Origin of the sequence: Streptomyces sp. NBC_01257 (assembly GCF_035917255.1) — a bacterium.
Taxonomy (GTDB): domain Bacteria; phylum Actinomycetota; class Actinomycetes; order Streptomycetales; family Streptomycetaceae; genus Streptomyces.
Genome location: NZ_CP108472.1, coordinates 8,986,811 through 9,008,570, shown reverse-complemented (window position 1 = coordinate 9,008,570; position 21,760 = coordinate 8,986,811). Strand labels below are relative to the sequence as shown.

19 protein-coding genes are annotated in these 21,760 nt (G+C 71.5%); 5 read left to right on the top strand and 14 right to left on the bottom strand.

Going from position 1 to position 21,760, the window contains the following annotated elements:
• Positions 1–92: 92 nt before the first annotated feature.
• A complete protein-coding gene (locus tag OG408_RS39170; RefSeq protein WP_326674267.1) occupies positions 93–1,181 on the bottom strand; it encodes an ABC transporter permease in 1,089 nt (362 codons plus the stop codon).
• Between the two features lie 278 nt (positions 1,182–1,459).
• The gene (locus tag OG408_RS39165) at positions 1,460–2,350 is read right to left on the bottom strand and encodes a hypothetical protein (protein ID WP_285568048.1); all 891 of its coding nucleotides are present in this window, start codon (positions 2,348–2,350) and stop codon (positions 1,460–1,462) included.
• Positions 2,351–2,560: 210 nt separating this feature from the next.
• Here OG408_RS39165 and OG408_RS39160 point away from each other — a divergent pair, with 210 nt between their 5' ends.
• Positions 2,561–5,698, top strand: a complete 3,138-nt coding sequence (locus tag OG408_RS39160; protein WP_326674265.1) for a BTAD domain-containing putative transcriptional regulator — start codon at positions 2,561–2,563, stop codon at positions 5,696–5,698.
• Positions 5,699–6,025: 327 nt separating this feature from the next.
• Here the strand turns inward: OG408_RS39160 and OG408_RS39150 are convergent, their stop codons facing one another.
• The 7 genes from OG408_RS39150 to OG408_RS39120 form a co-directional block, all read right to left on the bottom strand.
• Positions 6,026–7,018 carry a formylglycine-generating enzyme family protein gene (locus OG408_RS39150; RefSeq protein ID WP_442806111.1) on the bottom strand — a complete coding sequence of 331 codons (993 nt, stop codon included), beginning with the start codon at positions 7,016–7,018 and terminating at the stop codon, positions 6,026–6,028.
• 38 nt (positions 7,019–7,056) lie between these two features.
• The gene (locus OG408_RS39145) at positions 7,057–7,965 is read right to left on the bottom strand and encodes a Gfo/Idh/MocA family protein (RefSeq protein ID WP_285568052.1); all 909 of its coding nucleotides are present in this window, start codon (positions 7,963–7,965) and stop codon (positions 7,057–7,059) included.
• Positions 7,962–8,813, bottom strand: coding sequence for a carbohydrate ABC transporter permease (locus OG408_RS39140; RefSeq protein ID WP_285568054.1), 852 nt, complete (start codon positions 8,811–8,813; stop codon positions 7,962–7,964). The genes OG408_RS39145 and OG408_RS39140 overlap by 4 nt, the downstream gene beginning before the upstream one ends.
• Complete coding sequence (locus OG408_RS39135) at positions 8,810–9,778, bottom strand: carbohydrate ABC transporter permease (RefSeq protein WP_326674264.1); 969 nt, start codon at positions 9,776–9,778, stop codon at positions 8,810–8,812. The genes OG408_RS39140 and OG408_RS39135 overlap by 4 nt, the downstream gene beginning before the upstream one ends.
• A gap of 81 nt (positions 9,779–9,859) precedes the next feature.
• On the bottom strand, positions 9,860–11,110 hold the full coding sequence (locus OG408_RS39130) for an extracellular solute-binding protein (protein ID WP_326674263.1): 1,251 nt from the start codon (positions 11,108–11,110) through the stop codon (positions 9,860–9,862).
• Entirely contained in the window at positions 11,107–12,561 is a 1,455-nt protein-coding gene (locus tag OG408_RS39125) for a sulfatase family protein (RefSeq protein ID WP_326674261.1), read from the bottom strand. Before OG408_RS39125 ends, OG408_RS39130 begins: the two co-directional genes overlap by 4 nt.
• The gene (locus tag OG408_RS39120) at positions 12,558–13,610 is read right to left on the bottom strand and encodes a hydroxyacid dehydrogenase (protein ID WP_326674259.1); all 1,053 of its coding nucleotides are present in this window, start codon (positions 13,608–13,610) and stop codon (positions 12,558–12,560) included. Before OG408_RS39120 ends, OG408_RS39125 begins: the two co-directional genes overlap by 4 nt.
• 107 nt (positions 13,611–13,717) lie before the next feature.
• Here OG408_RS39120 and OG408_RS39115 point away from each other — a divergent pair, with 107 nt between their 5' ends.
• The 4 genes from OG408_RS39115 to OG408_RS39100 all read left to right on the top strand — a co-directional run bounded on the left by OG408_RS39115 (position 13,718) and on the right by OG408_RS39100 (position 16,132).
• Positions 13,718–14,887: an ROK family protein gene (locus tag OG408_RS39115; protein WP_326674258.1), complete on the top strand. Its 1,170-nt coding sequence runs from the start codon at positions 13,718–13,720 to the stop codon at positions 14,885–14,887.
• A gap of 80 nt (positions 14,888–14,967) precedes the next feature.
• Complete coding sequence (locus OG408_RS39110; RefSeq protein ID WP_326674257.1) at positions 14,968–15,459, top strand: DUF2975 domain-containing protein; 492 nt, start codon at positions 14,968–14,970, stop codon at positions 15,457–15,459.
• Positions 15,459–15,722: a helix-turn-helix domain-containing protein gene (locus OG408_RS39105; protein WP_326674256.1), complete on the top strand. Its 264-nt coding sequence runs from the start codon at positions 15,459–15,461 to the stop codon at positions 15,720–15,722. The genes OG408_RS39110 and OG408_RS39105 overlap by 1 nt, the downstream gene beginning before the upstream one ends.
• A gap of 56 nt (positions 15,723–15,778) precedes the next feature.
• Positions 15,779–16,132, top strand: a complete 354-nt coding sequence (locus OG408_RS39100) for a hypothetical protein (protein WP_326674255.1) — start codon at positions 15,779–15,781, stop codon at positions 16,130–16,132.
• Between the two features lie 155 nt (positions 16,133–16,287).
• On the opposite strand, the gene OG408_RS39090 is transcribed toward OG408_RS39100, so the two are convergent.
• From OG408_RS39090 to OG408_RS39070, 5 genes are all read right to left on the bottom strand, one after another.
• The gene (locus OG408_RS39090) at positions 16,288–17,787 is read right to left on the bottom strand and encodes an amidase (RefSeq protein WP_326674254.1); all 1,500 of its coding nucleotides are present in this window, start codon (positions 17,785–17,787) and stop codon (positions 16,288–16,290) included.
• A 79-nt stretch (positions 17,788–17,866) separates the two neighbouring features.
• Entirely contained in the window at positions 17,867–19,300 is a 1,434-nt protein-coding gene (locus OG408_RS39085; RefSeq protein ID WP_326674253.1) for a purine-cytosine permease family protein, read from the bottom strand.
• Positions 19,301–19,356: 56 nt separating this feature from the next.
• The gene (gene hpxZ / locus OG408_RS39080; protein ID WP_326674252.1) at positions 19,357–19,776 is read right to left on the bottom strand and encodes an oxalurate catabolism protein HpxZ; all 420 of its coding nucleotides are present in this window, start codon (positions 19,774–19,776) and stop codon (positions 19,357–19,359) included.
• 2 nt (positions 19,777–19,778) lie between these two features.
• Entirely contained in the window at positions 19,779–20,324 is a 546-nt protein-coding gene (locus tag OG408_RS39075) for a DUF1097 domain-containing protein (RefSeq protein WP_326674250.1), read from the bottom strand.
• Between the two features lie 136 nt (positions 20,325–20,460).
• On the bottom strand, positions 20,461–21,744 hold the full coding sequence (locus OG408_RS39070; protein WP_326674249.1) for an amidohydrolase family protein: 1,284 nt from the start codon (positions 21,742–21,744) through the stop codon (positions 20,461–20,463).
• Positions 21,745–21,760 lie beyond the last annotated feature (16 nt).

Genomic DNA, 21,760 nt, shown 5'->3' with positions numbered 1-21,760 from the left:
CGTTCGGGTGGGAGTCGTGGTGTGCGCTCGTCCCGCGGACGGATGGGGTCCGGCCGGTGAGGGGAGGTGCCGGGCCAGGCGTACGGAGTGGTTCAGACGCGCGTACGGCGGCGGGCGACCACGTGGGCGAAGGTGACGGCGAGCACGAGTGCCCCGCCGTTGAAGACGTTCTCCAGCCAGCCCGCCCCGCCGAGGAGTTGCAGTCCGGTGACTCCGGTGACCAGGAGGTACACGGCGATGACGGTGCCCCAGGCGTTGAACCGGCCCGGGCGGACCACGGTGGCGCCGAGGAACACCGCGGCGGCGCCCGGCAGCAGGAACGATGAGCCGAGATTGGGGTCGGCGCTGCCGAGCCGGCCGAAGCTGATCATCCCGGCCACACCGCAGAACCCGGCGCTGGCGATGAGAGCGCCGGTACGCAGCCGGTCCACGGGGAGGCCGCTGAGCCGGGCGACCTCCCGGCCCTCACCCGTGAAGTACAGGTAGCGGCCGAGCGGGGTGTGTTCGAGGACCAGCCAGACGACGACGGCGACGGCGAAGCCGAACCACACTGGGTAGGGCAGGCCGAGGAGCTTGCCGGTCGTGAGGTCGGAGAGCAGCTCGGGCGGGCCCGCGATGACCTGGGACTGGCTGACCGCGAGGGTGAGCCCGATGATGACGGTGCTCGAGCCGAGGGTGGTCACCATCGAACTGATGCCGAAACCGACCACGAACAGCGCGTTGAGCGCTCCCCACAGCAGACAGCTGATCAGCACGACCGGTACGGCGGCGGAGAGCGGCCACTCGTGCTGCTTGGTCAGGACGGCGGTGAGCGTCGACGCCCAGACGATGACGGCGCCGAAGGACAGGTCGAACTCGCCTGCGGCGAACGGCAGCGTGAGGCCGAGGACGGCCACGATGAGCACCGCCTGCGTGGAGGTGATCACGCGGAAGGTGGCCATGGTGGGAAAGGTGTCGGGGGCGAGCACCGAATAGACACCCACCAGGGCGACGAGGACGAGCAGTACCGCGTACCGCTGGAAGAGGTCCGCGGCGCCGCCGGACGCGCGCCTGCCTTCCGCGCTCTTCGCACCGTCAGGCCGGGCGGCGGCCGCCGACGGACCGGGCCGGTCCGGGGCTTCCTTGTGGTCGGTGACCGTTTCCGTGTGCGGGGACGGGGTTTGCGGGGCGTTGGTTTGCATCGCTACCACCTTGGGCGGATGAGTGCCTCCTCGCGGGGGCGGGGAGGGCACGGGGGCGGGAGGGAGGAGGGGCCGTACGGGACGGCGCGGGAATCCGTGCGGGGCGGAGGATCGAAGGGGTGCGGGCCTTCGGACGAAACGGGTGTCCCGGCGTCGGGTGCACCGGGCGCCACACCGTTCGGGCGGGGCACTCCCCGCCGGGGAGCGGTCCGCCCCGGGGTGCGGCGGACCACCGGGGATCGCTCGGTGGCTCGTGGCCGGTTATCCCGCTGGACTGTTCACCGCTGACCGGGCGGGCTGTCCCCGGGCACGAGGTGCGGCGCGGGTGATGCCGTACCTCGGCCGGTCAGAAGTCCCGGCGTCCCCGGACCGGTGGGGCCGGGGTCCTTCCGAGCCCGGGACCTGGCAGGCGCCGCGAGTGCCACGGTCACCGAGCAGGTGCGACCGTCCGAGACGGCGGAGAGAGTCGCAGTGCCGACGCCGGGGCCGAGGGGTGGGCCGAGCGGCCGGGACAGCACGTACGCGAAGGGGTCGCCGGTGAGTTCGGCCGCCCACGCGAGGTCGTCGTGGATGTCTTCGGCGGTGACCACGCCTTCGGCGGCGGGGTCGCCGCCCGCGCTGACGTGCCACGCCACCGGGCCGGACTCCCGTCCGCGCGCCGCCTCGCCCGGCAGGTCGCCGGGGACGACAAGGAGCACGCCCGCGTTGGCGGCGATCAGATCCGCGGGGCCGGGGACGTTCCCGTAGACCTGGCGGCGCAGCTCCCAGCAGAGGGCGAGCGGCGGCAGCAGGCCCGGGGAACAGGCCGCTGCACGCAGCAGCAGTCTGGCCCGCAGTACCACCGCGTCCGGTCGCTCGACGAGGACGCGGTCACCGGGGTGGACCATGCCCGCTGTGACAAGGACGGGCAGGAGCTCACCGCCGGGTGCCGGGTCGACGGCGACGGCCCAGTGCGGGGCGCCGCCGGCGGCGTGGTCCAGCAGGGCCGCACGGATACGCTCCGCCTCGGCACCGTCCACCTCGGGGAAGGCCAGGTGCAGGGGGGCCGTCGGCTCACCCGACTCCATGGCCCGCGCCACCAGCGCGGCCAGCCGCCGTACTTCACGTACCGGCAGCGGCCTGCTGTCCGCATGGTCCCGGAGACCGCCTCGTGTCATCTCACTCGTCACGCCCCACAGACTGCCGGGCATCCCGTTAACGAGGGCGAAACCGGCACAGGGACCACGTTTCGCCGCACCGGGGGCAGGGGGCCCGTCCCGGAAGGGGGATGCCATTTCGGTCACCGACCACGTAGATTCCGGCCTGAACACCTGTATTGCGCCACGCCGGACCTGTTGATCCGTCGGGGCGGGTATCACGACGAGGGGAAGACGGAACGGATGAACCGGGAGAACGTCCATCTCATCCGGCGCAAGATCCAGCCGCCTCCGCTGCCCGACCGCGCGGTCGCCCGCCCCCGGCTGACCGCTCTGATCGACGACGCACTGCGTGGGCATCAGACCGTGCAGATCCTCGGCACGGCGGGTTCCGGGAAGACGACGGCCGTGCGCCAGTACCTCGCGACGGCCGGCAGCCGCGTCGCCTGGCTGTCCCTCGACGACACCGACTGCGCGTCCGGCCGGCTGCTGACCTATCTGGAGGCGGCGCTGGCCACGGCCGTGCCGGAGATCGAGGGCACGGTCGCCTCCGCACTGGCAGCGGGCATTCCGCACGCGGAGGCAGCGGGGCTGCTGAGCGAGGCGACGGACCAGGCGGCGCCAGGCCCCGAGGGAAACGACGCCCCGGCCTCCCCCATGAACGGCAGCAACGGCTGTCCCGGACTGGTGCTGGTCCTGGACGAGGTGGAACGCCTCAGTGACTCCCCCGCCGCCCTCGCCGTCATCGACGGCCTGCTCCGGTACGCCCCCGAGGGCCTGCGGTTCCTGCTGGTCAGCCGTCGGGCGGTGCGCCTGGGCCACGCGCCGGTGCCGCGTACGGTGCCGGGCGCACCGCCCACCGTCATCGGTGAGGCAGACCTCGCCCTCACCCTCGCCGAGGCCGATCAGGTCATAGCCGGACTCCCCGGTCCGTCCCGTGACGTCGATCAGCTGCTGCGGGTGACTCGGGGCTGGGTGACGGGCGTGTGCTTCCTCGCCGAGGCCCCGGCCGCCGGCGACGGCACCTGGCCCTCGCACGACACGGAGCCGCTGTCCGCCTATATGTCTCAGCAGCTCCTGGACGGGCTGACGGAGGACCAGCGGACGTTCCTCATCGGGACGTCGGTGCTGGACGTGGTGACCGCGCAGCGTGCCGAGGCCCTCGGCTTCACGGACGCCGCCCGCACTCTCGCCACCCTGCGGACCCACCAGTTGCCCGCCGTCTGGGAGGCCCGCCCGCCCGCGATGCGGCTGCACCTGTGCTTCCGCGACTGCCTGGTGCAGCAGCTCGACGAGTACGGCGACGTCCGGGCCCGCACCGCCCGGCTCACGGCGGCCGAACTGCTCGGTGCGGAGGGCCGGCACGAGGAGGCGACCGAGGCGTTCCTCGCCCTGGGCGACGCGGCCGCGCTGCCGCATGCCGTCGAGGCGATCGAGGACGTCATCGAGCGGGGCGACCACGAGGTCGCGGAGCGCTGGCTGGACCAGCTCGCCTACGCCGACCACGCGGGCAGTTCCCCGCTGACCACCGCCGAACTCATGCTGGCCGTGGGCCGTGAGGACTACCGGCGCGGGGTGCGCATCGCTGACCAGCTCCACCGGCTCGGCGAGCGCGACGCGATAGCTTCCCGTTCCACCCGGGCGGCCGCGATGATGGCGTGGTCGTACTACCACGCGTGCCGCGTCGACGACCTGGAACAGATGCTGCGACTGGCGCCGCCCGGCGACGACATCGAGGCCGTGCACTACCTGGCGAGCCTCGTGGACTCCCGCGACCGCGGCCGGATCCCGCCGAGCGTGGTCGGGGTGCCCGCGGAGGGCCTGATCGCCCGCGCCCACTACTGGCGGGGCCGCCTCGACGACGTCCTCGCCAGCACGGACAGCCGCTGGGCGGGCGTGGTGTCCGGGCCCTGGCGGATCGCCGCGCTCCGGGCGCTGGGCCGGCTGGAGGAGGCGGATCTGCTGCTGCGCGCGACCATCGAGCGCGGTGTGGTGACGGCCGGCCTGAGCGCCGTGGTCGGCGTGGAGCTGTCCGCCGAACTGGGGCAGGAGGAGCGGGCCCGCGCCTTCCTCACCGAGGGGCGCGCGATCGCCCGGCGCAACGGCAGCCTGGTGTGGGACATGTTCTCCATGCTCGCCGAGGCGAAACTGGAGCTGCGGCTGTGCCGCGACCCGCGCCGGGCCCGCCTGATCCTGGACGACCTGGAGGCCCTGCCGTACGCGCGCAGCTACCAGTCCACCGGTGAACAGCTCGACGCGCTCTACGGTTTCGCCCTGCTCGGCCTCGGCACGCCGGCCGACGACGCGGAGGCGTTGCTGCGGCTGCGCCGGGCGGTCGCCTCCATGGACGAGGCGGACAGGATCCTGGAGCTGTGCGCGGCCGCCGTGTATCTGGCGGAGGCCGAGTGGCGGGCGGGCGATCCCGACGCGGCGGACAGCGCCGCGGACCTGGCGCTCGCCATCGCCGAACGGCTCAGCACCCGGCACGCCCTGCTCGGCGCGCTGCGTGCGTTCCCCGGCGTCCTCTCGCGCCGCCTGGACGGACTCACCGACGCCGATTCCCCCTGGCACAGCCTCGGCCGCACCCTTCTCACCACGGCCACCGCCCGGCCCGTGTCCGCGCAGCCGCGTGAGCCGCTACCGGCCGCCGAGGGGGCGCCGGTGGTGGAGTTCCACGACCTGGGTCCCACCCGGCTCCTCGTCGACGGCGAGGTGCGCAGGCCCCGGATCGCCAAGTCGTACGAACTGATGGGGCTGCTGCTCGCCGCGCCCGAGCGCACGGTGACCCGGACGGCCGCGCTCGACGCCCTCTTCGACAGCCGCTCCGACAACTCCGTACGTGCCTACCTCCGGCAGGCCGTCCACCAACTGCGCCTCGTCCTGCCGGACGAGGAGGCGGTGCGGCTGGAGGAGGGCCGGATCTCACTGACGGGTGCCTGCCGGGTGACCACGTACACGGAGGAGTTCACCGGTCTGGTCGCCGCAGCGGCCACGGCCGGGGGCGACCGGCGCCTGGCCCGTCTCACGTCCGCGCTGGCGGTGGCCGCGCACGGACCGTACCTGCCGCGCGTCACGTCGGCGTGGGCGGAGAGACGACGGGCGGAACTGGCCCGGCTCGCCCTCGACGTCAGCACGGAGGCGGCCGAGCTCGCCTGGCGGCTCGACCAGCCGCAGACCGCGTTCGCCCTGGCCGAGCAGGCGCTGGAGGCGGACCCCTACCGGGAGTCGATGTGGCGGCTGCTCATGCGCATCACGGGTGCGCTCGGGCAGTACGACGAGGTCATCCACCACTACCGTCGGTGCGGGCTGGCCCTGGAGGAGGTCAGCGCGACTCCCTCCTCGGCGACCCGCAGGCTGCTGACGGAGCTTCGGCACGGCTGAGTGTGTCTGTCCGGCTTCTTCGGACGTGTTCCCGGACTGCCTGCTCTCCGGAACCGTGCGAGTGGATCATGAGGTGATGACGACAACACCGGGGAGGTGCTGAGTGCGCATCTCGATCCGGCCCGCCCAGCCCGAGGAAGCAGCCCTCCTGTCCGATCTGGCGCTCCGCTCGAAGGCTCACTGGTGGTACGACGCCGATTTCCTCGCGTCGTGTCGGGGGACCGGGCCTCAGCATTCCGGGCTGATGCCACCCCACTTCGCCCACTTGCCCGTCGACGGCTGCACAGGCTAGCCGTCCTGGGCCGATGGCCCCGTCCGCGCGGCCCGTCAGTCGTCCGCGGCCACGCAGCGGAAGCCGATGTTGCCGGCGCTGCTGTCCGGGGTGTTGGAGCTCCGGGCACCGACCCGGTACCGGAAGCAGTAGCTCTCGTGGCAGAGGTAGGAGCCGCCGCGCATGGCCTTCCTGCCGGTGGTGCTCGGCGGGCCCGTCGGGTTCGAACGGGGGCCGGTCACATGCCAGGTGGGGTGGAACCAGTCGGCGCACCACTCCCACACGTTTCCGCAGGTGTTGTGGAGGCCGTAGCCGTTGGGGGTGAACGCGTCGGCGGGGGCGGTGCCCACGTATCCGTCGGCCCCTGTGTTGCGGGTGGGGAACTCGCCCTGCCACACGTTCATCCGGTGCACGCCCGCCGGCTCCCGCTCGTCGCCCCAGGGGTAGCGGGCCTGTACGAGCCCGCCACGGGCCGCGTACTCCCACTCGGCCTCGGTCGGCAGTCGCTTGCCCGCCCACTTCGCGTAGGCGCGGGCATCGCGCCAGGTGACGTGCACCACCGGATGGTTCATCCGGTCGGCGATGTCCGATCCGGGACCTTCCGGGCTGCGCCAGTGGGCGCCTCGGACATCTCGCCACCAGGGTGTCGCCGCCACCGCCGGGGCGGACCGGAGCCTCGCGTCGAGCAGGCCGTCGAAGACGAACGAGGAGCCCAGCCGCTCGGCCACGGTCACCCATCCCGTGTCGCCGGTGAACGCGGCGAAGGCCGCGTTCGTCACCGTGGTGACGTCGATCCGGAAGGGGTCGAGCCGGATCTCCCGGACGGGGCCTTCGCCGTCGGCGGGGTATCCGTCGCCCGCTTCGGTTCCCATCAGGAAGGTGCCGCCGGCCAGGCGCACCATCGCGGTGCGGTCCGGGGACCCCGTGTCCTGCGGTGCGGGTGTTTCCTCTCCTGTGCCGGGCTCCGGGAGCTGCCCGGGGCCGCGGGTCGCGGCACAGCACGGCATCGGGTCCGGCGTCGGGTCAGGGCTCGGGTTCGGGGCGTTCATGTGCGGTGGCACCTTGTTTCGTGCGGCGGGCCCATGGGTCAGGGGCGTCGGACGGCCACCGGTGCGTCGGCCTCGCGGCTTCGGCGGGCGGCCTCGATGATCGCGACGATATCGAACACTTCGGCTTCGGGAACGTTGGGTGTGCCGGTCCGGCACGCGCTGACCAGTGAGGTGAGCAGACCGGTGAGCATGGGAGGTCCGGCCTCGATGGTGAGGTCCCGCTCCTCCCGGCCGTCACCGATGCGGGCGTGGGTGAAGGGCGACCATTCCGCGTCGCCACCGAGTGTGGCGACACGGCCGTCCGGCCACGTCAGTGTGGTCCGACGACCGCGGCGGGCGTCCACGCTCGCACAGCCGGGCCCGAGTGCGGCCACCGCGAGGTCCACCAGATGCACCCCGTACCAGTCCAGGACGGGATGGCCGGGCTGGGTCGGCAGCGGGCCCGTGAGGTCGATGCGACGGGGCTCGAACGAGGCGAGCGCACTGCGGAACGCGGGAGTGAACCGCTTCGGTGATCCGGCCAGCGGCAGACATCCGTGCCGGTGCGCCGCGGCCAGCATGGACCGTGCGTCTGCGGTCGACAGCGCGAAGCGGGTGTCGACGTAGACGGGCTTGCCGAAGCGCGCGACCCGGGTGAAGTGGTCGGGGTGGGTGCGCGCGTCGGCGGCCACGACGAGCAGGGCGTCGCAGGCTTCGGCGACCTCCTCCGGGGTCTCCCGGAGTTCGACGCCGAGACCGGCCACCTCGTCGGCGAAGCCGTCGATCCGGTCACGGCTGAGCGGGAAGTCCGCAGCCGCCCGGCCCTTCCACGCGCTGACGACCGTACCGCCCGCCACCTCGCCGCTGATGCCGTCTCCGAACAGCCGGGTGAAGGAAGGGGCGTGGGGTGAGTCCAGTCCGATGAGGCCGAACCGCACCGGCGCCGCCGGTCCCTTGACGTCCGTCATCCCTTGACTCCGCTCGATGTGATGCTGGCGACGATGTGGCGCTGGAGGACCAGGAAGACGATGAGGCAGGGGATGAAGCTGACCAGGGAGGCGGACATGATGTCCGCCGTGGAGACCGTCTCGGTGTGGAGCGTGGCGAGCCCGACGGTCAGGGTGCGGGCCGCGTCCGTCTGGCCCACGACGAGGGGCCAGAGCAGGTCGTTCCAGTGCCACAGGAACACGAAGATCGCGAGCGTTGCCAGCACCGGGCGGATGAGGGGCAGCACGATCGCGACGAAGGTGCGCCACTCCCCCGCGCCGTCGATGCGGGCGGCGTCGAAGATCTCGTCCGGGAGGTCGCGGACGAACTGCCGGATGAGGAAGACGGCCTGGGCGTTGGCGAGTGTGGGCATGATCAGTCCCCACAGGGTGTTCACCCCGTCCATGCGGGCGACCAGGATGAACGTGGGGATGAGGGTCGCCTGCATCGGCACCATGAGCGTGGCGACGATGGCCCAGAGCAGGATGTTGCGGCCGGGGAAGCGTTTGCGTACGAGGGCGTAGGCGGCCATGGACGCGGTGAGGAGGATGACCACCACCGAGACGGCCGAGTACACGAGCGAGTTGAGCAGCCAGACGGGGAACTCGCCGATGTCGAAGATGCGCGTGATGTTGTCGAAGGTGAGGGAGTGCGGGATCGCGTGCGGCAGGGTGGGGGCGTCCTTCGGCGAGAGCGCGAGGACGACCACGGCGATCAGCGGTGCGACGGTGAACAGCGAGATGACGGCGAGGGCCAGTCCCGGGCCGGTCCGGCGCAGCCGCTCGGCGGCTCGTCGGTGCTGGGCAACGGGCGGGTGCGAAGTGGTCACTTGGCGTCCTTTCCTTCGACGAACCGCCGCTGGATCAGGGAGAGGATGAGCACGATGACGAAGAGCACCATGCCGACCGCGGACGCGTAGCCGAAGTCGAGGAACTTGAAGCCCTCGTCGTAGAGGAAGTAGATGAGGCTGTGGCTGGCCCGGTTGGGCCCGCCGCCGGTCATCACGTAGATCGTGTCGAAGACCTGGAATCCGACGATGGTCTCGATGACGAGCACGAAGAAGAGGACGGGCCTCAGCAGCGGCAGGGTGATGTACCAGAACGCCTGACGGGTGTTCGCCCCGTCGATGCGTGCCGCCTCGTGCACCTCCGCGGGCTGTGCCTTGAGCCCGGCGAGCAGGACGAGCATCGAGTAGCCGAAGCCCTTCCACACGGCGACGAGGGCCAGCGATGCCAGGACCAGCAGCTGGTCGCCGGAGAGGAACGGCACCGGGCCGGCGCCGATCTTGTCCAGGGCCGTGTTCAGCGGTCCGTCACTGGCGAAGATCCACGACCAGACGATGCCCGCCATCACGAAGGAGCTGAGATAGGGCACGAACAGCAGGGCGCGGAACGTGCCGGAGAACCGCACGATCTTGTTCAGCAGCACGGCACCGGCCAGGGCGACGGCCATGATCAGCGGGACGAAGACGAGGACGTACGTCGCCGTCGCGCCGAGGCTCTGCCAGAAGTGTGGGTCGGCGAACAGCCGGGTGTAGTTGTCGCCGCCGAGCCAGGTCACGTCGCCGTTGAGGCGGTAGCGCGTCAGGCTCATGGCTCCGGCGCCCGCGATCGGGAAGAACTTGAACAGGCCGAAGATGACGAGGGTGGGAAGCACGAACAGGATGCCGGCGGCCGCCTCGCGCCGGCGGATCCGGCCGATCGCGGTGTGGCTGTTCGCGTGGGTGCGCGTCGCGTCGGGGCGTCGGGGTTTCCTGCCGTCCGAGACCGTTCTCGGTGGTGTGTGTACGGACATGGCGGCCAATCAGCGCTCAGGGGGTGGAGAGTGGAGAAGGGACAGGTGGCGGCCCTCGGCGGGGCCGCTCGACGCCGCGGGTCAGGAGCGGGCCAGCAGTTCGCGGGCCTCCTTCGCGGCCTTCTCGAGCGCCTCCCGCGCCGACAGGTCCCCGCCGAGGGCGCCCTGGATGTATGGGGCGAGGGCGGCCATCACCTGGCGGGCGGCCGGTGAGGGCTCGCCGGGGCTGGCGTACTGCAACGAGTCGTTCAGGGCCTTGAAGTCCGGCCCGGTGCCGGGTGTCTTCACGTCCTTGCGGGTCGGGAAGTTCCCTGCCGCGGCGTTGAGGGACGCCTGGCGCTCGGGTGAACTCAGGTAGGCGAGCACCTCGTTCGCCGCGTCGCGGTTCCCGTCCTCGGTGATGGACGTCAGCGCGAGGAGACCGGGGTTGCCGTAGGTGGCGCGCTCCTTGCCCTGGAGGGGAAGGCCGAGAGCCACGTTGTCCTTGCCCAGCGCGGCCCGCATCTGGGTGAGTTCGGGCAGCGAGGTGACGGCACGCATCGCGACCTTGCCGTCGGCGATGGGCGCGCCCTCGACCGCGGGTCCGTCGGTGGCGGCGTCGGCGGGCAGGCCGCCCTTCTTCTTCAGGTCGACCAGGAACTGCAGCGCGGACACGCCCGCGTCCGAGTCGAACGCGACGTCCTTGCCGTCATCCGTGAAGACGCTGCCGCCGGCCTGCCAGAGGAGGGGGTAGAACGAGAGGTTCAGGGTCTGCTCCGGACTGCCCGCGTAGTCCATGACCGCGATGCCCTGCTTGGCGAGCACGGGGGCGGCCGCGAGGACGTCGTCCCAGGTCTTCGGGAGGCCGAGACCGGCGTCCTCGAAGATCTTCGTGTTGTAGGCGGTCGTGTTGATGTTCTGGAAGAGCGGTACGCCGAAGAGCTTGCCGTCGATGGTGGCGGCCTTGAGCGTCTCGGGATAGAAGGCCTTCCGGTCGTCCTTCACGGCGTCGTCGACGGGCAGCAGACCTCCCACCGTCTGGTACGTCGCCGCCTGGTCGGGGGTGATGAGCACGATGTCCGGACCGGAGCCTGCGGCGAGGGCCGCGGATATCTGTGCGTCGCGCTTGTCGAACGTCTGCATCTGGATGGTGAGGTCGGTGTCCGGGTGGGTCCGCTCGAAGTCCGCCTCGGTCTGCTGCCAGTACTTCTTCCCGGCCGCCTCGTCCTTGATGACCGGATACATCCACACCGTGACTTCGGGCTTGCCGCCGTTGCCCGGAGCGGAGCAGGCCGTGGACACCACGGCGAGGGAGGCGGCCAGTACTGCGGTACGCAGTGGTCGGATGTTCATGCTGATTCTCGCTCTCGTGCTCGGGCGGGTACGGCTCCGCTGTCGGAGCGGTGTGCGTCGGGGGCGGGGCCGTGCGCGGACGGTGCGGCGGGCAGGGGCACCCCTGCGGCCGTGGTCAGTGCGGTGAGGGCGTCGCGGTGGCGCGCCAGCAGGGGCCGGTCCGTGAGCAGGGGGTCACCGGCTTCCCGCATCCAGCCGAGGAGCGCGGTGGCCAGTGCGGCGAACACGTCGGCGTACGCGGGCTCGTCGGCCACGTTGCGGGTCTCGTGCGGATCGTCGCCGAGGTCGTACAGCTCCAGCAGGGGGCTCGACCCGATGGTGGGGCCGTTCAGATCGGCCGGCAGGCTGCGGTGCACCCATGACTGGGTGGGGTCCATGGCACGTGGTGCGTTGGCGAAGTTCACGACGAGCTTGTGGGTGTCCGAGCGTGCCGAACGTTTCGGGTCGTAGTACGTGTGATGGGTGAGCTGCCCGAAGGTGTGCGCGGCGACTGCGGCTCCCGTCTCCACGAGCGGCACGAGGCTGGTTCCGGCGACGCGCTCGGGTTCGGGCAGGCCGACGAGTTCGAGGAGGGTCGGCAGGACGTCGACGTGGCTCACCATGGGGGTGATCCGGCGCCCTTCCCAGGCGTCACGGCCGGGTACGCGCAGCATGAGCGCGACTTCGAGGCCGGGGTCGTAGAGGGTGCACTTCGCCCGGGGCAGGGGAAGTCCGTGGTCGGTGGTGAACACCACGACGGTCTCGTCCCGCAGTCCGAGGGTGTCGAGATGCTCCAGGACGCGGCCGACGCCCTCGTCCATGTGGCGTACGGCGCCCTGGAGTTCGGCGATCTCCTCGCGCGCTCCCTCGTCGTCGCGCAGGTACGCGGGGACGGTGTGGCCGAGCGAGTCGTCGGGGGTGACGGCATCGCCGAGGAACCCCATCACGCCGGGTCTGTCGTTCCTGGACGGGGTGCGGTGCGGTTCGTGGAAGCCGACCTGGAGGTAGAAGGGTTCCGCCCGCTCCGCTGCCCGGTCGAGAGCTTCGGTGGTGCGCTCGACGACGACGTCCCGGTCGCCGCCCGTGCGCACCCGGTCGAATCCGAGCCGTGCCGCCACGACGTCGTCGGGCAGGACCCTGGACTCGTGGTGCACGCCGATGAGTTCGGTCCGGTACCCGGCCGTACTCAGCCGGTGGGCGAGGTGGTCCGCCGGCTCGGCCAGGTCCCAGCCGAACGGGTCGTGGGTGAGGCCGAGCACGCCGTTCGTCTGGGGATAGGTGCCCGTGAACAGGGAGGCCCTGGCGGGACTGCAGTGAGGTGACGTGGCGAAGGCCGCCTCGAAGAGCGCCGATTCCGCGGCGAGTGCGTCCAGGTGCGGGGTGACGACCGTGGGCACGGCGTAGGCGCCGAGGAACCGGCCGAGGTCGTGACAGTGGAGTACGAGGATGTTGGGTGCCGTGTCGCTGTTCATGCCATGGACTCCATCGCCTGCCGCGTGACCGCGTGTTCGAGGGGCTCTCCGGCCTGGTGCCGTCGGATCTCGTCCACCACGATCCGTCCGGCCCGCTGCCGGGAGTCGGCGGTGGCGCCGGCGATGTGCGGGGTGAGCAGGACGTTGGGCAGGTTCCGCCAGCGGTCGCCGGCCGGCAGGGGTTCTTCGTCGAACACGTCCAGCGCCGCGTCGATCCGGTCCGAGGCCACCGCCTCGAACAGCGCGTCCATGTCGAGGACCGAGGACCGGGCCGTGTTCACGACCAGGCAGCCGTCCTTGAGGGACGCGATCTCGTCGGCGCCGATCAGCCCGGCGGTCTCGTCGGTCGCGGGGGCGTGGACGGCGAGTACGTCGCACCAGGAGAGCAGCGACGGCAGTGTGGCCGCGCATGCGGCGAGGGGATCACTTTCGGCCAGATACGGATCGTGGACGCGCACGTCGGCGCCGAGGGCCCGGCAGGCCTCGATGTAGCGGCGGCCGGTGCGGGACGCGCCGACGACGCCGATGCGCGCGCCCCGGATCTCGCGTGCCTTGCGGGCCCCGCGGGCCGCCTGCCAGTCCGCTCCCCCGCGCAGTGCGTGGTCGTAGCGGTGGGTGCGCCGCAGCAGGGACAGGGTGAAGGAGAGCGAGAGTTCCGCGACCGCGGGCGCCATCGCCGCGCCGGCCTGCGACACCGGGACTCCGGCCTGCCAGAAGTCGTCGCTGATCAGCCAGTGGAGCGAGGAGGCGGCGTGCATGACGAACCGCAGATCGGGTGCGAGAGCGAGGCGTTCGGCGTCCAGACGCGGGAAGCCCCAGGCCGTGACGAGCACGTGCACACCCGTCAGCGCGCTCCGGAACGCCTCCGGATCGTGCAGCGCTCTCGGCTCGGCCTCGGTCACCTCCCCCAGAGCGGCAAGGGCGCTCCGGGTGCCCGGCGGGAAGAACGCGTCGGCCTCGGCTGCGGGAACACTCAGCAGAATCCGGGGCTTCTCGGGGGAACGGGGGCCGCTGGGCGGCTCGGGGTCAGCACCGACCGTATGACTCATGTGGCGGAAACTTGCCAGCCTGCGCTACTTTTGTCAATGACCGAATTAAGTACCGCCTGCCAGAATGCAGGCGCCCGATGCCGAGCAGCCCGAAGGATCCGCCCGAGATGAAGCCACGCGCAGGGAGCAAAGCCCTGATCCGCGAGATCAACGAAGCCCTGGTGCTCGATGTCGTACGGGCCCAGGGCCCGGTGGCGCGGGCGGTGATCGCCGCCCGTACGGGTCTCAGCGCGGCAACCGTCACGGGGATCGCCGGCAAGCTCCTGCAGTCCGGGCTGCTCTCCGAGACGGACGCGGTACCCAGCACCGGAGGACGGCCCGCCCGGCTGCTGGAGCTGGGCACCGAAACCGTGCTCGCGGCGGGCGTACGCCTTTCCGGCACCGAGGCGTTCGTGACGCTGGTCAACCTGCGTGGGGACTCGGTCGCCTCACACCGGGAGGCCCTCCCCTCGACCCGCCCCGAAGCCGCCGAAGCCGCCATCGCCCGCGCCGTGGCAACCGCTTCGGCCCTGCGTCCGGAGGCCACCCTGACCGGGGTGGGCGTCGCCGTCTCCGGGGTCGTCGACCAGGCGACGGGGATGGTCCGCCACAGCGGCTCCCTCGGCTGGGAGAACGTACCGCTCCGGGACCGGCTCACCGAGCTCACGGGCACCCCGGTCGTCCTCGACAGCTACGTCAACTCCTTCGCGTCCGGACTGCTCCTGTTCGACGGCCGGCTGGCCGGCCGCGACCTGCTGCTCTTCAGTGTGGGTCCGAGCCTCGGCGCGTCGGTGGTGGTCAAGGGGCGTATCCACCGCGGCTTCAACGGCTCGGCGGGAGGGTTCGCCCATTCCCGCGTCTGCGCGGACATCGCAGCGCCGCGGCCGTGTCACTGCGGGGCGGCGAACTGCCTGGAGACCTGGAGCAGCCACTGGGGCATCCGGCAGGAACTGGAACGGCGCGGCGCGGACGCCGAGGACCTCTGCGACGACGGCGGAGCGGTCATGACCGACGCGGCGGACAAGCTCGGTACCGCCATGGCGAACGCCGCCAAGATGTTCGGCCCCGAACGCGTCGTGATGGCCTTCACCCACGAGATGAACCTGCCCGCGTTCGCGGCCCGGACGGAGCGGATGTTCCGCCTCCAGTACGCGCACGAGAACACACCCGCCCCCGAGCTGGAACTGGCCGTCGCCGACGAACCGGCACTCGCCAGGGGGGCCGCGTACAACGTCCTCGCCCGGATGTTCACCGCCGAGGTGTCGGAGTCGGATGTGAGCCGGCCGGCACAGGTGTGAACACCCCGCCAGGAATCAGCCCTTGCCTAACCTATCGAAATTCGATAGATTCCCATCGTATCTCGATGGAAGGATGGGTCATGGGAAAACTGACCGTGCGCGCGCTGCGCGCCGTGCTCGTGGTGGTGCTCACCGGAACGCTATGCGTGCAGGCACTGATGGTGTGGGCGCTGGTCAGCGGGAACGACCCGGAGGACGGGTCGCTCCCGCTGACCGCGCTGCGCGTGATCACGATCCTGGGCATCGGGACCGCCCAGGTCGCCCTCGTCTCCGTATGGCGGCTGGTCACCATGGTGCGCCGCGGAACCGTCTTCTCCCACGCCGCCTTCAGGTACGTGGACGCCATCATCGGCTCGATCGTCGCGGCCGCTGTCGTCTGGTTCGCGGTGACCGCGCTCAACGCACCCGGCCAGCGCGACGACCCGGGGGTCACCGTCATCATGGGCGGGATCGCCGTGGCCATCCTGGGAGTCGCGCTCATCGTGCTCGTGCTGCGGATGCTCCTGGCCCAGGCCGTCGCCCGTGACGTCGAAGCGGCGCATCTGCAGTCCGAGTTGAACGAGGTGATCTGATGCCGATCGCCGTCGACATCGACGTGATGCTGGCCAGGCGGAAGATGTCCGTGGGCGAACTCGCGGACCGTGTGGGGATCACGCCGGCGAACCTTGCGGTACTCAAGAACGGCCGCGCCAAGGCGGTGCGCTTCGCGACGCTCGCCGCGCTCTGCGAGGCGCTCGACTGTCAGCCCGGCGAACTGCTTCGCTGGGAGGCCGATGACACCGCGCCCGAACCAAGCCCGTCCGCCGACGCACCATCGCCGATCTGCCCGCCTTGACCCGGAAGGCGATCCGGAACTGCATACGCCTGGGCTTTCCCTGTCACAGTTGGGGGATGAACGAAGACTTCTTCGACCGACTGCACGACCAGTTGGCTGCGTGGCTGAGGGACGGAGCGGCCGAAAGCCTCGACGCCTTCCTGGGCGCGCACCACGAGTCCTTCATGCTCGTGACGACAGATGGAACGGTCCTCGGCCTTGAGACGCTCCAGGATTCCCTCCGTGGTGCGGGCGGCAGCCGGCCCGGCCTGTCGATCCGGATCGAGGACGTCACCGGCATCACCCCCGAGGTGTACCGGTTCGTTGAGCGCCACGTCGTCGACGGCTCCGTCGTGGACGTACGGGTGGTGACCGCCGTGACGCGGGACGGGTTGCTGCTCAGCGTTCAGGAGACCGCCCGTCGGGGATAGCCGGGCTCGGCCGATCCGATGTCCGGACGGAGGCGCCCGGGACGCTCCGCGTGGGGATCGAGCGTGATCGTGCCGATCATCGCCCCGTCGAGTTCGATCACGAGAACGCCACGCCGGGGCGCTGAGGCCCTCAAGAAGCGTCCCGACGGCGGTCTTCAGGGAGCGACGGTGTCCGCCGTCCGCTCCCGCACCGCCCGGCCGCCGGTCAGGCTCGGACGGCGGTGGGCCCAGGGACGTATCGCCTCGTAGGCCGCGGCCGTGCGGAGGACGGTCCCGTCGGCGAGGTGGCCGCCGATCAGCTGGAGGCCGACGGGAAGACCGTCCGGTGTGCGGCCCGCCGGGAGGCTGACCGCGGGCGCGCCGGTGAGGGACGCCGGGTAGTTGAAGCCGATCCAGGCGGTGTCGGTGACGCGCTGTCCATCGATACGGCCAGGGCCCTGAATACCGACGGGGAACGGGGGCACGGCGGAGGTGGGCGTGATGAGGATGTCGTAGCGGGCCATGAGGGCGGCCATGCGGTTGGTGAGGGCCTTGCGCGCGATGTTGGCGTCGGTCAGCTCCTGCGCCGTCCATTCGCGGGTCATCCAGGACACCAGGTGCGGGGACATGGACGGGCCGTGCGCGTCGATGAGGCGGCGCATGCCGGTCAGGTCCGTCTCGGCGGTGATCAGCGCCTGGAACGCCTCCGCGGGGTCGCTCCAGCCCGGATCGGTCTCCTCGACCGTGCAGCCCAGGTCGCGGAAGACGGAGACGGCGTCGTCGACGACCGCACGCACCTCGGGGTCCACCGGGAGGTAGCCGAGATCGGGGCTGTAGGCGATGCGGAGTCCGCCGCATCCTTCCACGGTGCCGCGCCGGACCGCCGTGCTCCAATCGACGTCGTGGCACGGGATGGAGTGCCGGTCCCGCGGGTCGGGGCCGGCCAGCACGGACAGCATGAGGGCGGTGTCGGCGACCGTCCGGGTCAGCACTCCCAGATGTTCGAGGCTCTCCCAGCCCGAGACGCCGGGGAACCGCTCGTCGCGGCATCCCGGCCAGACGGGGACGCGGCCCATCGACGGTTTGAAGCCGACCAGTTCACAGAAGGCGGCGGGCACGCGCAAGGAGCAACCGCCGTCGCTGCCGAGCGCCACCGGGCCGAGTCCCGCGGCGACCGCGGCGGCCGAACCGGCGCTGGAGCCCCCGGGGGTCAGCCCGGTGCTCCACGGATTGCGGCTGGGCGGGAAGAGGGGGTTGTGGCCGACGGCGCTGTATCCGAACTCCGTGGTGTTGGTCTTGCCCAGCACGACGGCTCCGGCCTCGACACTCCGTTCCACGACGATGTCGTCCTCGTCGGGTACGTGGTCGCGGTACGCGGGGGAACCGGAGGTGGTCCGCAGACCCGCGGTCGCGATCAGGTCCTTCACGCCGAGCGGCACACCGGCCAGCGGTCCGGGGGTGCCGCCACGGGCCAGGTGGTCCGCCAGCGCGGCCGCCCTCGCGCGGGCCTGTTCGGGAGCCGGTGTGCAGAAGGCGCCGATCAGTGGGTTGACCTCGTCCATCCGGTCCAGCACAGCGTCCACGATCTCGACCGGACTGAGGCGGCGGTCGGCCACGCCGTTGACGATGTCGGTGGCCGGCAGGAAGCAGAGTTCGTCGCGTTCTTCGGGGGTCACGGGAGCCCTTTGTTCTCGGCGGGGACGTGGGGTGGGGTGGGTCGGAGAAGTGGGGACGGGGGCGGGCAGGCTGCTCGTCTCACACGTGGAGCGGATCGGGCTCGGCGGATTCGGCAGGGGTGGGGCCGGCCTGGGCGCCGGACAGCGGGGGCATACCCGAGGGGGCTTCGGCGTCGGTCGGGCGGCGCCCTGTCCACCAGAGGTGGCCGCCGTGGACCAGGGCGGCCACCACGAACCCGAGCGCGGCGTCCACGGAGCCGGGGTGCGTGTGGTGCAGCACCCACGCCGCCGCCGATCCGGCCGCCCAGGCGACGAGCGCGGGAAGGACGTATCCGGCGTGGCGGGAACCCGGTCCCCCGGCGGGTGCCTCGACGTCGTCGGCGGGTCGCGGCGGACGCCGCCGGAACCGGTCGGTCGCGTGCTGGACGATCAGCACGGCCCCGATGGGCGGCACGAGAATACCGAGGAGCTGGAGCCAGCTCACGATGGAACTCCACACCCCGGTCAGGGCGATGACCGATCCGAGGACCCCGAGGACGACGACCAGGGGGCGCATGCGCAGCGGTGTCGTACCCGACCATCCCAGGGCCGCGTTGTACAGGCAGTGCGCGGCGACGGAGCCCAGGTTCGTGAGGGTGAAGAGGACGGCCAACGCGGTGATCCAGGCGCCGTGTCCGGTGAGCAGGCCGAGGTAGGTGCCGCCGTCGGTCTCCGGGTTCGCGGCCCCGCCGGTGGCGACGACGGCGCCACCGACCAGGTAGGCGACGGTGTTGCTGAGCGGGAACGCGCTGAATGTGGCCAGGACTGCGGACCGGCCGTCCCGGCTCCAGCGGGTGAAGTCCGCCGTCATGGTGCCCGAGTCGACGAAACCGGCGATGACGATGCCGACGGCGGACCAGAAGGTGATGCCGTGGTCGTGCCCCTGGAAGTCGAGGGCCTGGGAGAGGCCGGCGCCGTCCTGCGCCGCGTACCAGAAGGCGAGGGCCGCGGTGACGAGGAAGAGCGGGACGCCGAGCAGCCCGACGGCGGACAGGGCGCGTATACCGGCCGCGGTCAGGCCGATGTATACAGCGGCCCCGAGCAGTGCTCCCCACAACGGGGCCCAGCCGAGGACCTGGTGCAGGGCCGTGCCGGTGAGACCGACCTGGTAGGAGAACCAGCCGATGACGACGGTGGCGAGGAATCCGGAGACGACCGCACGTCCGCGCGGGCCGAACACCGCGGCGGACTGCTGCGCGAAACTGCGCCCGGTCCGGCCGGCGTGGTGGCTCAGCGCACCCACGTAGCAGAAGAGCAGAAGGTTTCCGGTGAGGATGGCCCAGAAACCCTGTTCGAGGCCGAGGTTGTAGACGATCAGGCCGCCGAACACGGCGTTGCCGAGGCACATGGGGAAGCCTGCCCACACTCCGGCCACGGAGAGCAGGCTCTTCCTGGCGTGGGCCGGGACTGCGGTGTGCTCGTACTCCTCACCCGCTGGGGTGTGGTGGTCGGCGGTCGTGCGTGGTTCGGCCATGGTGATCCCTTCGGTGGTACGCGGGTGGCGCTGCTCGGACGGGGTGTGCGGGAGCCTCAGGGCGCCGGCGGGCGCCGGGAGACGTGGGCGGCGACGACGCGCCAGCCCTCGGGCAGCCGGAGCCAGGTCTGGGTCTGTCTGCCGACGCCGGGGTCGCCGTCGCGGACGAACAGGGTGGTGGTGACGGCGGTGTCGTGTCCGTAGGTGGTCACTTCGGTCCTGAGCCGGGTGCGCCGCAGTCCGGTGGCGAGCCGCCGACGGCGGAACTCGGCTATCTCCGCCGCACCGAAGAGCTCCTCCCCCGCGCCGATGCGGACCGTCTCCGGGGCGTCCCGGAAGAAGCCGTCCAGGGCGGGGATGTCGTTGCCGGTCAGTGCGGCCTCGTAGGCATCGGCAAGGGCGCGGACCTCGGCGACGATCTCGGGCCGATCGATCCGGTCCAGGGCGGCGGGTGCCTCAGTCGGTTTCTGCGGCATGGTCAGCGGGCCTCCGCCGCGACGGTCTGGAACTCCACGGCGGGGACGGGCCGGGACAGGGTGAGCCGGTGTGCCAAATACGCGTAGACGGGGCCGAGCGCGTTCATCGCGACGACGCTCAGCCATGCCGCCCAGACGTTTCCCGGCTCATAGCCGAAGCCTCCGAAGTAGGTGGCGAAGTAGGAGGCGAATCCCAGGAACATGCCCGGGACGAGTGAGGTGGCGCGGAGGCGGCCGGTGTACATGAGGGCGGTGTTGAGGACCAGGATGACCGTGCCGAGCAGGGCGTTCTGTGCCCATCGCGCCTCGCTGACGTGAGGGGCGAGGTGCTGTTCGCAGACGACGATGGCCAGGGCGAAGGCCGAGCCCACCGGCATCGCCCGCCAGAGCCGGGTGGCGTTGGCCAGGGTCGGTCCGCCCATCAGGTGCAGTCCGGCCCAGGAGATGAAGATCGCCCACGGCGGCAGGTTCAGCGCTGTCCCGCCGACGAAGGCGGTGGTCGCGGCGAGGACGGACGCGGTGAGTTCGTGCGGAATGCGCTCACGCATGGCGTGCTCCTGACGTACGGCAGGTGGGAAGGGGCAGAGACCATCCCGGGAGGGGTCTCCGGGAACGGGGGACGGCAGAGGACGGTTCGTCCGCGACCGATTGCGAGTCGTGGGCGCGAGGCGGCCGGTCAGCGCTCTACGCGGCCCGGATGCCTCCGGCGGCCTCTGCCGGGGTGTCGATGATTTCGGTGGTGCGGACGGAACGCGCCACGACGCGACCACGCTTGACGACCCAGCGGCGCTCCGGCCGGTCGACCAGCACGTCCGCGTGGCGGCGCGTCCCGAGAACCACCAGGTCGGCGCGGGCTCCGGGGTGGATGCCGTAGCCGTCGTGGACGCCGGTGATGCGGGCGGCCTCCGTCGTGGCCATGCGCAGGATCCGCCCGGTGTCGGCCGGGCCGCCCATGTGGCAGGTCTGGGCGAGCAGGTGGCCGATGTCGAGCATGTCGGCGTTGCCGAAGGGCGTGAAGGCGTTGCGGACGTTGTTGGAGGAGTAGGCGGTCACCACTCCCCCGTCGATCAGCTCCCGGACCGGGGCCACTCCCCGGCGGACGGCCCGGTCGTCGCCTCGCCCTCCGAGGTACAGGTCGGTGGCGGGCAGCGCGACTACCGCGACTCCGGCCTCCGCGAGAAGCGCGACGACTTCGGCCCGCTCGGCGGGCGGCCGTCCGGCCAGCGAGGTCACGTGGCCGAGCGTCACCCGGCCGCCGAGACCGTGCTGCCGGGTGGCCTCGGCGAGGACTCCGGCGAGGGCGAAGCGCCCGTCGGCGGTGTCGTCGGCGAAGTCGGCGTGCAGGTCGGCCGGTACCCCGAACTCGACGGCGAGGCCGAGCACCGTGTCGATGTGGCGACGGCAGGCGCCGACGTCCGCCTCGTTGTACGTACAGCCGCCGACGACGTCCGCACCCCGCAGGAGCGCCTCCCGCAGCAGGGCGTACGTGCCCGGTGCACGTTCGATCCCTTCCTGGGGAAAGGCGACGACCTGGAGGTCCACCAAATGCTTCTGGCTCTCGCGGAGTTCGAGCATGACGTCCAGCCCGACGAGCCCGGCGACCGGGTCGACGTCCGGATGGGCGCGGATCAGTGTGGTGCCGTTGCCGACGGCCCACCGGAGCACCTGGAGGGCGCGTGCCCTGACGGAGTCAGGGGTGAAGTCGCGTTTGAGCTCCCCCGTCACCTCGATGGCATCGGCCAGCGTCTCCGCAGGTCGGCCGACTCCGCTCAACAGGGCCTTGTCCAGGTGGAGATGGGGCTCGATGAAACCGGGGACGACGACCAGTCCGTCGCAGTCGATGGTTTCGCGGGCGGGAGCCTGCGGCGGCACGTCGCCCACCGCATCGATCATTCCGTCGATGACGGCGATGTCGGCCGGCGCACCGTCCTCCGTGATCAACGCGCGGCGCAGCACGAGGTCGTACACAGCGATCCCCTTCTGG